Source organism: Amycolatopsis rhabdoformis (genome assembly GCF_035918295.1).
Lineage (GTDB): Bacteria > Actinomycetota > Actinomycetes > Mycobacteriales > Pseudonocardiaceae > Amycolatopsis > Amycolatopsis rhabdoformis.
In genome coordinates, this window is record NZ_CP142149.1 from 5,093,932 (window position 1) to 5,106,761 (window position 12,830).

The 12,830-nt window shown below is 69.5% G+C and carries 12 protein-coding genes; 5 read left to right on the top strand and 7 right to left on the bottom strand.

What is annotated here, in order from left to right:
* Positions 1–28: 28 nt before the first annotated feature.
* The gene (locus tag VSH64_RS23280; protein WP_326837768.1) at positions 29–982 is read right to left on the bottom strand and encodes a VOC family protein; all 954 of its coding nucleotides are present in this window, start codon (positions 980–982) and stop codon (positions 29–31) included.
* Positions 983–1,213: 231 nt separating this feature from the next.
* Between VSH64_RS23280 and VSH64_RS23285 the strand changes: the two genes are divergently transcribed.
* Positions 1,214–1,921 (top strand): PP2C family protein-serine/threonine phosphatase, encoded by a 708-nt coding sequence (locus VSH64_RS23285; RefSeq protein WP_326837769.1) that lies wholly within the window; start codon positions 1,214–1,216, stop codon positions 1,919–1,921.
* A 43-nt stretch (positions 1,922–1,964) separates the two neighbouring features.
* Here VSH64_RS23285 and VSH64_RS23290 read toward each other — a convergent pair whose 3' ends face one another.
* The 4 genes from VSH64_RS23290 to VSH64_RS23305 form a co-directional block, all read right to left on the bottom strand.
* Positions 1,965–2,348 (bottom strand): Imm1 family immunity protein, encoded by a 384-nt coding sequence (locus tag VSH64_RS23290; protein ID WP_326837770.1) that lies wholly within the window; start codon positions 2,346–2,348, stop codon positions 1,965–1,967.
* A 490-nt stretch (positions 2,349–2,838) separates the two neighbouring features.
* Positions 2,839–3,378, bottom strand: a complete 540-nt coding sequence (locus VSH64_RS23295; protein ID WP_326837771.1) for a DUF2127 domain-containing protein — start codon at positions 3,376–3,378, stop codon at positions 2,839–2,841.
* Between the two features lie 80 nt (positions 3,379–3,458).
* A complete protein-coding gene (locus VSH64_RS23300; protein ID WP_326837772.1) occupies positions 3,459–3,884 on the bottom strand; it encodes a hypothetical protein in 426 nt (141 codons plus the stop codon).
* A complete protein-coding gene (locus tag VSH64_RS23305; RefSeq protein WP_326837773.1) occupies positions 3,866–4,060 on the bottom strand; it encodes a zinc finger protein in 195 nt (64 codons plus the stop codon). The genes VSH64_RS23300 and VSH64_RS23305 overlap by 19 nt, the downstream gene beginning before the upstream one ends.
* Before the next feature lie 104 nt (positions 4,061–4,164).
* Here VSH64_RS23305 and VSH64_RS23310 point away from each other — a divergent pair, with 104 nt between their 5' ends.
* On the top strand, positions 4,165–4,998 hold the full coding sequence (locus tag VSH64_RS23310; protein ID WP_326837774.1) for a helix-turn-helix domain-containing protein: 834 nt from the start codon (positions 4,165–4,167) through the stop codon (positions 4,996–4,998).
* 14 nt (positions 4,999–5,012) lie between these two features.
* Complete coding sequence (locus tag VSH64_RS23315) at positions 5,013–5,189, top strand: DUF397 domain-containing protein (RefSeq protein ID WP_326837775.1); 177 nt, start codon at positions 5,013–5,015, stop codon at positions 5,187–5,189.
* Between the two features lie 73 nt (positions 5,190–5,262).
* Here VSH64_RS23315 and VSH64_RS23320 read toward each other — a convergent pair whose 3' ends face one another.
* Together VSH64_RS23320 and VSH64_RS23325 are read right to left on the bottom strand one after the other, a co-directional pair.
* On the bottom strand, positions 5,263–7,617 hold the full coding sequence (locus VSH64_RS23320; RefSeq protein ID WP_326837776.1) for a GH92 family glycosyl hydrolase: 2,355 nt from the start codon (positions 7,615–7,617) through the stop codon (positions 5,263–5,265).
* Positions 7,618–7,799: 182 nt separating this feature from the next.
* Positions 7,800–8,831, bottom strand: a complete 1,032-nt coding sequence (locus VSH64_RS23325; protein WP_326837777.1) for a Gfo/Idh/MocA family oxidoreductase — start codon at positions 8,829–8,831, stop codon at positions 7,800–7,802.
* A gap of 185 nt (positions 8,832–9,016) precedes the next feature.
* Here VSH64_RS23325 and VSH64_RS23330 point away from each other — a divergent pair, with 185 nt between their 5' ends.
* Together VSH64_RS23330 and VSH64_RS23335 are read left to right on the top strand one after the other, a co-directional pair.
* Positions 9,017–9,937 carry an ABC transporter substrate-binding protein gene (locus tag VSH64_RS23330; protein WP_326837778.1) on the top strand — a complete coding sequence of 307 codons (921 nt, stop codon included), beginning with the start codon at positions 9,017–9,019 and terminating at the stop codon, positions 9,935–9,937.
* A 1,294-nt stretch (positions 9,938–11,231) separates the two neighbouring features.
* Complete coding sequence (locus tag VSH64_RS23335) at positions 11,232–12,545, top strand: LLM class flavin-dependent oxidoreductase (protein WP_326837779.1); 1,314 nt, start codon at positions 11,232–11,234, stop codon at positions 12,543–12,545.
* Positions 12,546–12,830: the final 285 nt, after the last annotated feature.

Sequence of the window (12,830 nt, forward strand, 5' to 3'; positions counted from 1 at the left end):
AGGGGTCACCGAGCGGTGGCCCCTGCGCTCAGCCGTCGATCGGTTCCAGCGCCGCCAGGATTTCCTCCCGCCGGTCCTCGAACTGCTCCGGCAGCTGGAAGCGCTGTCCGAGCTCGTGGGGCGACTCGTCGCAGTCCCAGCCACCGTCGGCGTGCGTCACCGCCAGCTCGAACAACGCCCCGGCCGGCGACCGCACGTACACGCTCTTGAAGTACTTGCGGTCCTTCAGCTCCGAGATGTCGGTGTAGCCGGCGCCCTCCACCTCGAACTTCACCTCGTCCTGGTTCTGCAGCGTGTCGGCGTTCCAGGCGAAGTGGTGCAGCGTGCCCGCGCCGTAGTGCCACGTGCCCTGGTCGTCGCCGCGGTTCACGGTGATCTCCAGGTGGTTGCCCAGCGCCTGCTTGCCGATCTGCAGCGCCACCCGGTCGCCTTGCTCCACGAGCCCCTGCTGCGCGTAGAACGTGTCCGTGGCGAACTCGACCGTGCGGTCCGGCGTCGTCACGTGCACGCCGAGCCCGTGCAGCCCGTGGATCGCGTGCTCGGGCGGCACGCCGTTGCCCGCGTGACCCTCTCGCTCGTCGCCGTCGTTGCCCACCAGCAGGTACTCGATCCCGCTCGGGTGCTCGAACGCCACCCGCCGCTTCCCGAACACCTCCACATCCCGCGCGTCGACGTCGAACTCGCTCAGCCGCCGGCGCCAGAACTCGAGGCTCGCCGAAGGCACCGACAGCAGCACCTCGCGGCCCTGGTTCGTGCCGCGCTTGCCGAACTTTCCCGCCTGCGCCCAGGGAAACGTGGTGATCACGCTGGAGGGATCGCCGTTCGCGTTGGCGTAGTACAGGTGGTAGATCGGCAGCGAGCCGTCGAACAGCACCGTGCGCTTGATGAAGCGCAGGCCGAGCACCTGCACGTGGAAGTCCACGTCTTCCTGGGCGTGGCCCACGGACAACGTGATGTGGTGGGACCCTTCGATGTAGGCCATGGCGGGCATCTCCTCGCTGATCTGCACCCCTTGCCCCCAACGTACGGCCCGGTCACCGGGACACGCATCACCGGAAAGTGCGGTCCGCCGGTTCGGGCGGAAGATCACGGCCGCAGGTCAAGGCGGTGTTTAGGCCAACAGGGGAAAAACAGCCGCTCCTCAGGTAGCTCCCAGGAAACGGGCGCATTCTGGAAGAACAGAGGGAAAGTCGCGAACACCCGGGAGGTCACGATGGCCGGATACCCCCGCTGGCACACCGCCAGCGCCCAGGGCCCGCGCGAGCGCAACGCCGACGCCGTGAGCGCCTACGCCCTCGCCGGCGCGCCCGGAATCACCTTCGCGCTCGCCGACGGCGTCGGCGATGACCCCGGAGCCGGCCGCGCCGCGCAGACCGCCGCCGCGGCCGCCGCGCGCACGCCCGTGCAGAGCGGGCCCGTCGCGGCCATCCTCAACGCCCAGCGCGCGCTGCGCGAGCTCGGCGGCACCGGCGACGCCGTGCTCGTGGTCGCCATGCCCTTCCCCGGCGGCTACCGCATCGCCTGGGTCGGCGATTCCCGCGCGTACGCCTGGGACGGCACCATGATCCGCAAGCTCACCACCGACCACACGCTCGCCGAATACTTCCGCGCGCGCCACCAGCCGTACTCGCCGCGCATGGAACACATGGTCACCACCAGCGTGCGCACCACGAAACCCGACGAGATCGGCACCACGGAGGTCGTGGGCGGCGGCCTCCTGCTCACCAGCGACGGCGTGCACAAGGTCCTGCCGCCCGCCACCATCGACGAGATCCTCGCCGATCCCGCGCAGGGCGCCGCCGCGCTGGTGGAGCGCGCCATCGCCCACGGCGGCACCGACAACGCCACCGCGCTGTTCGTCGAACAGCCGGAGGTGGACGTGGCCGCCATCGTCACCGAACGATTTCCCTCAGCCGCCTGAGGGCCGGTAAAGGACCCGAGCAGCGGGCCTTGCGGACCGGTGTTCAGATGTCGCGCCAGGGCACCGACCGGGGCAGCTGTCCGCCGGTGGCGACGAACTCCCGCAACGCCGCGATCACGTCGGCGACCGGCAGGCCGGTTCCGGCGCGGTGACCGCCTTCCCCGAAGACTTCTGGTGAAGCCGGGTCGCCGTCCGTTTCGAGGCTTCCGGCGTCGCCGTAGTAGTCCAGGTAGCCCCATTCCTCGGTCAGGTGCACGACCAGGGACCCGCCGGCAGCATCGATGGAACCGGAGTCAGCCCACGGCTGCGCCAGCAGCTCCGCCAACCGGGTGACGTCGTCCTGGCTGACGAGGGTGACGTATTCGCCGCCTTCCTGGCCGTCGCGCCAGGTGGGGACGCTGGCGCCTAGCGTTGTCTCCGTCGTCATCGCCGCTCCATTTCGGTACCCGGATAGACCCTCACTGTCCCGTCAGCCACCGCGATTTTGATCTCCATGTGCCGTGCGAGGCGCTCCGCGGGCGTGGCAGGCCATTCGCAGACACGAAGTCCATCACCTTGCCGTAGAACTCGTCCTTGTCACCGCTGAGCACCCGCATTGCCGAGCCGTCGGTGCCGGGGCCACCGGGGGTTCCACGCCGAGGCGGCTCAGGTAGCCGGTCAACAGCGACTCGGCCTGTCCTGTGGTGGCGTGACAAGCACCGATGTCCTGTACCGCGGCCTCAGCCTGCGCGGGCAGCCCGGCGGCCTCGGAGTCGTTCGTGCCGGCGAGCGCCTGACGCCACGTCTTCGCCAGTTCGCCCGTGAGGTCGTGGGCGCGTGACAGCGCTGTGCGGGCGGTGGCGATCGCGGTCAGACCGGCCCGCAGAGCGGCGGCAAGGTCGGACGAGGAAGTCACGCAGGCAGCCCCAGAGAGTCCTTCAGAGAACGTCCTCGCCGCGGGACTGAGAAGCGCGTTCCCGACGCAGCTGCCGGTATTCGCGGTACACGAGCACGATGATCACCGCGTCGAGCGCAGCGAAGAACGGCAGCGCGATCGAGTGCGTGTCGATCGCCCGGTACACCTCGTAGACCACGAACGCGCCCAGCACCACCATCGCCACCGGGTACGCCCGCACCCACTTGCGCGCGAGCGCCCACACCAGCAGCAGCTTGATCACGCCGTGGGCCAGCAGGTAGGCCACCGCGAACGTCTTCGTGCCGCCGTTCACGAAGTGCTCCGTCGCGAGCTCCAGGTGGTGCGCGAGCGTGCCCGACGGGTCACCGAGCAGGTCGCGCGTGATCACGGCGTGGGTGAACCCGGTGACCACCGTCGACGGGATGAACGCCAGGATCAGCGCCCCGACCAGCTGCAGCGCGCCGTCGAGGCCCTTGAGCGCGATCGCGATCCGGAACAGCCGCTCGGTGCTCGTCTGCTTCTCCTGCTGCTTCTCCGGCTTCTTCTGCTTCTCGTCGGGCATCGGCCCAGCCAACACGAAAACCGCCGGTCACGCTCGTGGTGCGCCCCATCAGGAGGAGTCAGGGAGCATTCACGGCGCAGTCAGTGGGCCGCGACGGCCGCTTCACACGCTTCGCACCGATAGTGCCGCGCCGATCGGTTCGCCGGATCCCTCCCGTAGAACGGGAAACACGCCGACCCGCACAACGCCAGGTACACCGCCCCACACCGCAACGGCCTCGGCCCCACCTGGTGCACCGGCCCGATCACGTGCCGGCTCGACCCGGCTTCGGGCAGCCAGCCGTCGGGCGGCAGCTTCGCGAGGACGGCCGCGTTCACCTCGTCCGAGCGGCTCACCAGCGCGCCGCCCAGGTCGAGCAGCCGCTCGCCGAGGTCGCGCATCGCGTCGGGGCGCGGGGAGCGTTCGTCGATCGTGCGCGCGAGGAACGCGAGATCCATCCCCAGCGACGCGTGCAGATCCCGGATCCGCTCCAGCAGCACCGCGTCGGTCACGTCCGGCTCAGCCACTTCGACGAACACACCCCACAGGTCGGATCGAACCAATTCCCGCCGAGCTGCGGAACGTCCCCCGCCGCCACGGTCACCTCCACCCCGCACAACGCCACGAACGATTCCTCCGGCCGCGGCGCGAAAGGCCCTTCGAGAGCGTGCCGTTTTCCCTCGGCCTGCTGCCATCTCAGCATGGCGATCTCCCCTATCGGCAAACGTGTTGACGATAGCCTTCTGTCAACCCTCGTAAACGCCAGCGGCGCCCCGGGTGATCATCCGATTACGTATGATCACGGCCATGACCAAGCCTTCTGGCCCCCCGCGCGCCGTGGCGCTGGGTGCAGCACTGCGCGAAGTGCGCGAAGCGAGGAAGTTCGGCCTTCGCGAACTGGCGCGGGCACTCGATCTGAACCCGAGTCTCGTTGCGCACTGGGAAGCCGGAACCCGGATCCCCACCGGTGAAGACGTGGCCATGCTGCTGGGCTATCTGCGGGTGATCGGCGAGCCGAAGAGCCGGATCATGGACCTGACCCGGCATGTGCGCGATCCGAACTGGATGGCAGCGGGGCAAGCCGAGCTGACCCCCGAATTGACCACCCTGCTGCAATATGAGCAGGGGGCTCGCGCAATAAATGAGTGGGCACTCAACGTCATCCCCGGACTGTTGCAGACTCCGGATTATGCACGAAACATTTTCGAAGACTCAGGGTTGACTGCGGAGCAGACCGATGCACGAATTCAGGTCCGCCTCAATCGGCAGAAAATTCTCGCCGAACGGGACCCGGTCAGTTACTCGGCGATTATCGGAATCCACGCCATCGATGAGCCAGTCGCGGCCGACTGGGTCATGTCGGATCAGATGGACCACCTGCTGGCCATGTCCGAGCGTCCGAACGTGGCTTTGCGAGTACTCCCCCGACAGCCGCATTACCATCCCGGCATGAACGGCTCGTTCATTATTTTCGAATACCAACATCGAGACCCTGTAGTGCTGCTGGAGCAGCACAGCACAACCTCGTTCCTGAGCGCCGGTAAGGACTGGGGGCTCTATCGGCAGCTTGCTAGGCTGCTGGCCGGAGAGGCATTGAGCGAGGATGCGAGCCGCGCAGTGATCGCGGAGGCGGCTAAGTAAGCGGAGGCCCACACATGCAGACTGTCCGGTGGCGGACATCGTCATACAGCACGGCGAATTCCAATTGCGTCGAGGTAGCCGTCGCAGAGCGGGTCGGTGTCCGGGACACCAAGAATCGCGAAGCGGGACAACTCACCGTCTCGCGCGAAGCGTGGCAGGGCGTGCTCGGCGCGTTGCAGGCGAAGCACTGAAGCGTCGAAGCAGCAAGTGAAGCGGTGAAGCCCGGGGTGCGGACCTCCGGCGAGGAGCCCGCACGCCGGAACCTCAGGCCCGCGCCACGGCGGGCGGGGCGGCGTTGACTCCCCAGCTCGTCGGCTGGTCGGAGACCTTGATCTTGATCGTCCCGGCCTTCAGCAGGTCCTTGTGGGTGAGCCAGCTCTGCCGCAGCTTGCCCTTGTCGGTGCTGACCGAGGACACGTACTGCAGCTTCGAGGCGCTGGCGCCCGGGGCTTCGATGGTGATGGTGCGTCCGTGTTCGGGCCGGATCTCGACCTTGTCGAACATGGGCGCGGTGAGCACGTACGTCGCGGAGCCCGGTTGGGCCTCGAAGACGCCGGCCATGGCGAAGACGAGCAGCGACGAGGTGGCGCCGAGGTCGTCGTTGCCGGGCATGCCGTAGACGTTGTCGGTGAAGAGCGTGCGCATCGCGCGCAGCACGGCCGAGGTCTTCCACGGCGCGCCGGTCCACGTGTACATCCACGGGGCGGCGAAGTCGGGCTCGTTGTTGGGGTTGAAGGCGAAGTTGTTGTGGTAGTCGTAGGCGCCCGTGACCCAGGAGTCCGCCGCGGCCTTCGCCGGGTCGGTGAGCACGGTGGGCATGTCGAAGAACTTGTCGAGCCGCTGCTCGGCCTGTCCGGCGCCGCCCATCAGGCCGAAGAGGGTCTGCGGGTCCTGCTGGCCCATCCACTGGTACTGCCAGGCCGTGCCCTCGTGGAAGGCGTTGGTCTGGGTCGGGTCGGGGTTGCCGACCGTGGAGCCGTCGGCGTTCTTCGGCACGGGGAAGCCGTTGAAGCCCTGCGAAGTGACCGTCGGGTCCCAGAGCTTGGTGAAGTTGTCACACCGGCCGGCGAGGGTTTTCGCCTTGTCCTGGTAACCGAGTCCCGTGGCCATGGTGGAAAGCGCGCAGTCGCCGAGGGCGTACTCGAGGGTGGCCGAGCCGGCCTGGCGGCTGTCGCCGAACTTGTAGCCGGGCAGGTTCTGGTAGGCGACCCAGCCGTTCTGCACGTAGGACGGGTTGCCGTCGCGGCCGCGGAAGATCGACTGGTCGGCCGGGACCTCGTTGGCGTTCTTCCAGAGCGCGTCGAAGAGGCCGCGCGCGGTGCGGTTGTCGAGCAGGCCGCGGTTGTAGATGTCCACGACCCACGGGGTGATGGGGTCACCGGACATCACGTTGGTCTCGCTGTTGCCGAGGCCCCAGCGCGGCAGCCAGCCACCGTCCTGGTAGATGTGCAGCACGGATTTGGCCATGTCGGCGGCCTTGTCCGGGTGCAGCAGGGCCACCAGCTGGTTTTGCGAGCGGTAGGTGTCCCAGAGTGAGAACATCTGGTAGTACGGGGAATCCGCCTTGTGCACCTGGTCGTCGAAGCCGCGGTAGCGGTTGTCCACATCGGACCCGATCGACGGGTGCAGCAGCGAGTGGTAGAGCGCGGTGTAGTAAGTGCGCTGGTCCGGGGTCGTGCCGCCGGCCACGCGCATCCGGTTGAGCTCGTCCTGCCAGGTGTTGTGCGCGGCCTTTTCGGCCTTGTCGAACGACTTCGGCTGCTCGGCCTTGCGGTTGAGGCGCGCGCCGTCGACCGAGGTGTAGGACAGGCCCACGGAGATGCCGACCTGGTCGTTCTTCGCCGGGTCGAAGGTCAAGTACGCGCCGGCGCGCTGGGTGCCGCGCGAGGCGTCGCGCTGGCCCGGCGTGATCTTGCCGTCGGTCCAGGTGCCGAAGCTCTGGAAGCCGCGGTCGAACTTCGCGCTGAAGAACACGCGGTAGCGCTCTTTGCCGGTCTCGCCGCAGAAGTTGCCGCCCTGCAGCCAGCCCTCGACGGTGTCGTTGCCGACCACGTGCACGTCGCCGGCGTAGGTGGAGCCGTTGCTCTGGCCGACCTCGATGAGCACGTTCTCGGGGCCCGAGCCGGCGGGGTAGGTGTAGCGGTGCTGGCCCGTGCGCTGCGTCGCGGTGAGCTCGGCCTGGATGCCGTTGTCGAACTTCACGCCGTAGTAACCGGGCGCGCGGGTTTCGTTGGCGTGGCTGAACTTCGCGCCGTACTGGGCCGGGTCCGAAGACGTGACCGCGCCGGTGGTGGGCATGAAGCGGAAGTTGCCCATCGTCTGGCAGCCCACGCCCGAAAGGTGCGTGTGGCTGAAGCCGAGGATGGTGTCCTGCTTGTAGTCGTAGGAGGCGTACTGGTTGAGCTGCGTGTCGGGGCTCAGCTGCACCATGCCGAACGGCACCGCGGCACCCGGGAACGTGGTCCCGTCGCCGTTGTTGCCGATGCTGGTGTCGACGAGCTTCGTGGGGTCGTCGGCGAACTTCGGGGAGGCCGGCTGTGCTTGTGCCGCAGTGGCTCCGGTGGCGGCGACCGTAGCCGCGAGCACCAAGGCGGCGAACACGCGTTTCCGCGCTCTCATCGCATTCCTTTCGGCGTGACAACGTTGTCAGATCGGGGTGTCTACGATCTTTGCCCGTTCGGTGTGGTTCCGTCAATCCACCGGGCGTACCAGTGAGGGGTTTTCGGCGGGGCTGAATCGGTTCTGGTGGTGCAGACCACTGGCAGCGTTGTCAGTGGTGGTCAGTCTCTCCGGCGAGGGGCTCAGTGCCAGGCTTCCGCGCCCGTCCGCACCACCGCGTCGCGGTCCGCCGCCTCCTCGATCGCCAACGCGATCCGGTGGTCCTCGATCCCGTCGGCCAGCGGGTACGGCGCCGGACCTTCGTCGCGAGCCCATGCCGCCGTGTCGCGAAGGAGGGTAGCGATGGCGATTTCCTCGTCGTTCCAGCGCCGGCCCTGGTACGGGTTGCGGTAGAGCACGTCGGAGCCGAACGTCAGGTGGTCGGTGTCGAAGCCGTCGAGGTCGAGGTCGTAGCCGGTCTGGCGGCGGACGATCGGGGTGCTCACGATGGTCTTCTCGCCGGTGAGCCGCAGCACGTCCTGGTCCTGCAGCTCGCCGCGGGTGCCGCGGACGAGCAGGCGGCGGTGCAGGAGCTGGTTGTGCCACTGGTTGTCGGTGAAGTCGTAGACGCCGAGGCCCTCGGGGAACACCACGGTGGCGTGCGTGGTCACGGCGGGTTTGGTCTCGACCTCCGCGGCCCAGCCCGCGCGTGACAGCGGGTCGGCCAGCAGCGCGGAGCTGCGCATGGCCCGCACCTCGACCGGGCCGCGGGCGGCGCCGAGGAACGCGCGCATCGAGGCGACGGCGTGGTACTGGTGCGTGGAGGACACGTCCACGCGCGTGATGTTGCCGATCGCGCCGGAGCGGGCCAGGGCGAGGCGCGCGGCGTGGGCGGGCATGCGGCTGTACTGCTCGGCGACCTGGACCAGGCCGCTTTCGCCGACGTCGTGCCAGAGCGCGCGCAGGCCGTCGAGATCGGGGGCGGGCGGGGTTTCGGCGAGCACGCGCACGCCGTGGCCCACGAGCTCCCGGATGAGCCCCGGCGTGACCTGCCAGGGCGTGGCCGTGACCACGAAGTCGGGTTTGCGCGCGAGGCACTCGTCGAGGGAGGTGAACACGGGCACCGGCAGCTCTTTCGGGCCGCGCGACACCACGCCGAGGCAGTCGAGCTCGTCGGCGAGGCGCCAGAAGTACTCCGCGCGCCAGCCGGACCCCACGATCGCGTAACTCGTCACGTGATCAACGTAGCCGAGTTGACCGTTCGACCCGACATTCCTGGCCCGCCGATCGGGAATAACCGCAGTCCACAGGGGACGGCGGGGGTCTGTGATTCCCATGATGTGGTTTCTGTCGGTACCCGTCTATAGGGTCCCAGTGATCGGTCACGAGACCGTTTCTTGACACGAGGAGTGTGGGGCACGTGCGCTGGACCCGGACCATCCGAGCCGCCGCGTTGGTGGCCGTGGGGGCGCTCGGCCTCGCGGCGTGCGGTGGCGGCGGCAGCGACCAGCCGGCTGCGCAGAGCAAGGGCGGCGCACCGATCGTGATCGCGTCGTTCAACTTCACCGACAGCCAGGTGCTGGCGGAGCTGTACGCGGGCGCGCTGGAGGCGAAGGGCTACCCGGTCACGCGCAAGCTGAACCTGGGTTCGCGTGAGCTGATCTACCCGTCGCTGAAGAAGGGCGAGCTGCAGTTCGTGCCGGAGTACCAGGGCGCGGCCATCGCGACCGGCTTCGGCAAGGACGCGGTGAAGGACGCCGCGGGCGAGCACAGCCAGCTGGCCGAGCTGTTCAAGCCCGACGGCATCGGCCTGCTGAACTACGCGCCGGCCGAGGACAAGGACGTGTACATCGTCAAGGCCGACCTGGCGAAGTCGAAGGGCCTGGCCACGATCGGCGACCTGAAGAAGCTGGACAAGGTCGTGATGGCCGGCGGTCCGGAATGCGAGACACGGCTGCCGTGCTTCAAGGGCTTCCAGGACGTGTACAAGCTCACGAACGCCACGTTCAAGACCGTGCAGGAAATCGGCCCGCGCGTGCAGGAACTCGAGTCCGGCGGCGCGACCGTGATCCCGGTCGACTCGGTCAGCCCGGTCGCCGGCGACGCGAAGTACGTGGTGCTGAAGGACGACCTGGGCATCGAGCCCACGGAGAACGTGGTGCCCGCGGTGAGCCAGAAGGTCCTCGACGAACGCGGCCCGGACTTCGCGGCGGTCGTGAACGCCGTCTCGGCGAAACTGACCACCGACGAACTGCGCACCCTCAACTCCCGCGTCGACTCCGACGGCGACCCGGCTGCCGACGTGGCGAAGGACTGGCTGAAGCAGCAGGGCCTGGCCTGAGGTTTTGGTTCGGTTGGCGTCTCGGTGCGATCGTTGCGCGGAGGAGCCTCCGCCCGCCGGGGTGCTGGCTTCGGCCGGTTGGTCACCTCGCCGCGGCACGACCGGCTGCAGATGGCTGGCTTCGACCAGCTGGCCACCTCGCCGCGGCACCAGCTGGCCGCAGGCAACCGGCTTCGACCGACTGGCCACCTCACCGAGGCACCAGCCGGCCGCAGGCAACCGGCTTCGACCGACTGGCCACCTCACCGAGGCACCAGCCGGCCGCAGGCAACCGGCTTCGACCGACTGGCCACCTCACCGAGGCACCAGCCGGCCGCAGGCAACCGGCTTCGACCGACTGGCCACCTCACCGAGGCACCAGCCGGCCGCAGGCAACCGGCTTCGACCGACTGGCCACCTCACCGAGGCACCAGCCAGCCGCACGCGGCTGGTCACCACGGCGAGGCATTGGCTGACTCCGGCCGACCGGCGGCCGCACCGGCCGGTTCCGGCCGACCAGTCACCACGCCAAGGCACCGGCCGGCTCCAGGCAGCCAGCCACCAGGCCGAGGCAGTGGCCGACTTCGGCCCGGTGGTCGCCGCACCGACCCGACTGGCTGCCGCTGGCTGGCGTCGGCCGGCTGGTCACCTCGCCGAGGCGCTGGCCAGCTCCGGCCGACCGGCCGCCACACCGAGGCGCTGGCCAGCTCCGGCCGGATCCTTGCCGAACACGACCACCCTTCGAGCAGCCGAAGCCGGAGCAACCCACCGCACTGCCGCGGAGGGTCGGCCCGAGTGGGCGCCGCTGACCGCCTCGCCGCGCAATCCGCGGAACTTCCGCGGTGCGGCGGCCGCAGTACGTGCCGGTGCCGCCTCGCGGCGGCGACCACCGGCGGCAGCCGCAGGCGCGGCGGTCGCCGCGGGTACCGGTGCCACCTTCGCCACAGAAACCTCCGGGAGGCCGCAGGTGCCGTCGCCTCGTAGCCGCCAGTGCCGCCCGCGCGACAGCAACGCTGGTCGGCAGCCGCAGGTGCAGCTGGCGCCGCAGGTGTCGGTGCCTCCTCGCCGCAGCAACGATGAAGGCCGCCGCGTCGGCCGGTGCCGCCCGCGCGACACCAACCCGGGACAGCAGACCCGGGGTGGCGGCCGGGGTGCAGCGGTCGTGGGAGCAGGTGCTTCGCTCGCCGCGTTGAACCCGCCGGCACCGCCGACGAGCCACCGGCCTCCGGCACCGACCAGACACCGCCCCCCCCCACCCAACCCGACGGCCGCGGCGAGCCTCGCTTGTCCGCCCACTGTTTGAGGAGCTAGCCCTATGAGCGCGCGACCGTTGCACTTCAACGCTTTCATCTGGCCCCACGGCTACCACGAGTCCGCGTGGCGCGTGGTCGGCGACGACGTGCGCGGGGTGCTGGGCCTGCCCTACTACGCGGACATCGCGCGCACGGCCGAGCGCGGCCTGCTCGACACCGTGTTCCTCGCGGACAACATCGCGATCCCTGAATACCGCGTCGCGCACCTGCCGCAGACGCAGTTCGACCCGATTTCGGTGCTGTCGGCGCTGGCGGGGGTCACGAGTCACATCGGGCTGATCGGCACGGGGTCAACCACGTACAACAAGCCGTGGGAGCTGGCGCGCCGGTTCGCGACGCTGGATCACCTCAGCGGTGGCCGCGCGGGCTGGAACATCGTCACCACCGTCACCTCGCTGGCCGCCGCCAACTTCGGCGAGGCGGCGCACCCCGACCACGCCGACCGGTACGCGCGGGCGCACGAGTTCGTCGACGTCGTCACGCGGGCCTGGGACAGCTGGGAGGACGACGCGATCGTCGGCGACCGTCCCGACGGTGTGTGGGCCGACCGCGCGAAGCTGCACGCGCCGCGGTTCCACGGCGAGTTCTACGACGTCGAGGGGATCCTGCCGTTCCCGCGCTCGCCGCAGGGCTGGCCGGTGCTGGTGCAGGCGGGGCAGTCGTCGGCGGGTATCGGGCTGGCCGCGAAGTACGCCGAGCTGGTGTTCTCGGGGCCGCCGTCACTGGAGGCGGCCGTGAAGTTCCGCACCGACCTGCACCAGCAGGCCGCGGCGGTCGGCCGCACGCCCGAGGAGGTGCTCGTGCTGCCCGCGCTCATGATCACGCTCGGCGGCACGGAAGCCGAAGCCCAGGCCAAGGCGCAGCGCCTGGAAGACCTCTCCAGCGCCGAGTTCCGCTGGCAGAACACCCTCTACACCGCCGGCCTCGACCCGGACGCCTACGACCCCGACGCCCCGCTGCCCCCCTCCCTGCTCGACGCCCCCGCCGCGTCGAGCCGCGCCGCGCAGCTCGTCGAAGCCGCCCGCGCCAACCCGTCGCTGTCCCTGCGCGAACTCGCCTCGTCAATGCGCAGCGGCGCCGGCCAGTACCACTTCGTCGGCACGCCGGAGCAGCTCGCCGACCACATCCTCACCTGGCAGGACGCCGGCGCCGTCGACGGCTTCACCATCATGGGCTCCACGCTCCCCTACGAGCTCACCGCCTTCGTCGACCACGTGGTCCCGCTGCTGCAGGCCAAGGGCCGCTTCCGCACCGAATACACCGGCTCCACCCTGCGCGAACACCTCGACCTGCCCCGCCCGGCGGGCCGGAAGTAGGCGCACCGCCGATCGGCCCTCTCCGGCCTGCCACAACCGGCAGGCCGGAGGGCGCCCATCATCGGTGGGCGGCTCCACAAACGCCCTCGGGCCGTTCCGAGGCCGCAAGCCGGCGCCCCCGGTCGCACCACCGCGATCCCGCATCACCGACGCGGCCACGATCACCCCTCGACCCGCCGCGCCCGACGTCCCGGAAGCAGCGCTCCCGACCGGCCGGCTCTTCCCCGCCTGCCACCACCGGCAAGCGACGCTCACCGCCGATTGGCCCTGAACGACTTCAACAAC

Bases quoted from the DNA above. Each gene is read 5' to 3' on its own strand.
- VSH64_RS23315 (WP_326837775.1), top strand. From the start codon at position 5,013: ATGCAGACTGTCCGGTGGCGGACATCGTCATACAGCACGGCGAATTCC.
- VSH64_RS23335 (WP_326837779.1), top strand. From the start codon at position 11,232: ATGAGCGCGCGACCGTTGCACTTCAACGCTTTCATCTGGCCCCACGGC.
- VSH64_RS23295 (WP_326837771.1), bottom strand. From the start codon at position 3,378: ATGCCCGACGAGAAGCAGAAGAAGCCGGAGAAGCAGCAGGAGAAGCAG.
- VSH64_RS23290 (WP_326837770.1), bottom strand. From the start codon at position 2,348: ATGACGACGGAGACAACGCTAGGCGCCAGCGTCCCCACCTGGCGCGAC.
- VSH64_RS23320 (WP_326837776.1), bottom strand. From the start codon at position 7,617: ATGAGAGCGCGGAAACGCGTGTTCGCCGCCTTGGTGCTCGCGGCTACG.
- VSH64_RS23285 (WP_326837769.1), top strand. From the start codon at position 1,214: ATGGCCGGATACCCCCGCTGGCACACCGCCAGCGCCCAGGGCCCGCGC.
- VSH64_RS23310 (WP_326837774.1), top strand. From the start codon at position 4,165: ATGACCAAGCCTTCTGGCCCCCCGCGCGCCGTGGCGCTGGGTGCAGCA.
- VSH64_RS23280 (WP_326837768.1), bottom strand. From the start codon at position 982: ATGGCCTACATCGAAGGGTCCCACCACATCACGTTGTCCGTGGGCCAC.
- VSH64_RS23305 (WP_326837773.1), bottom strand. From the start codon at position 4,060: ATGCTGAGATGGCAGCAGGCCGAGGGAAAACGGCACGCTCTCGAAGGG.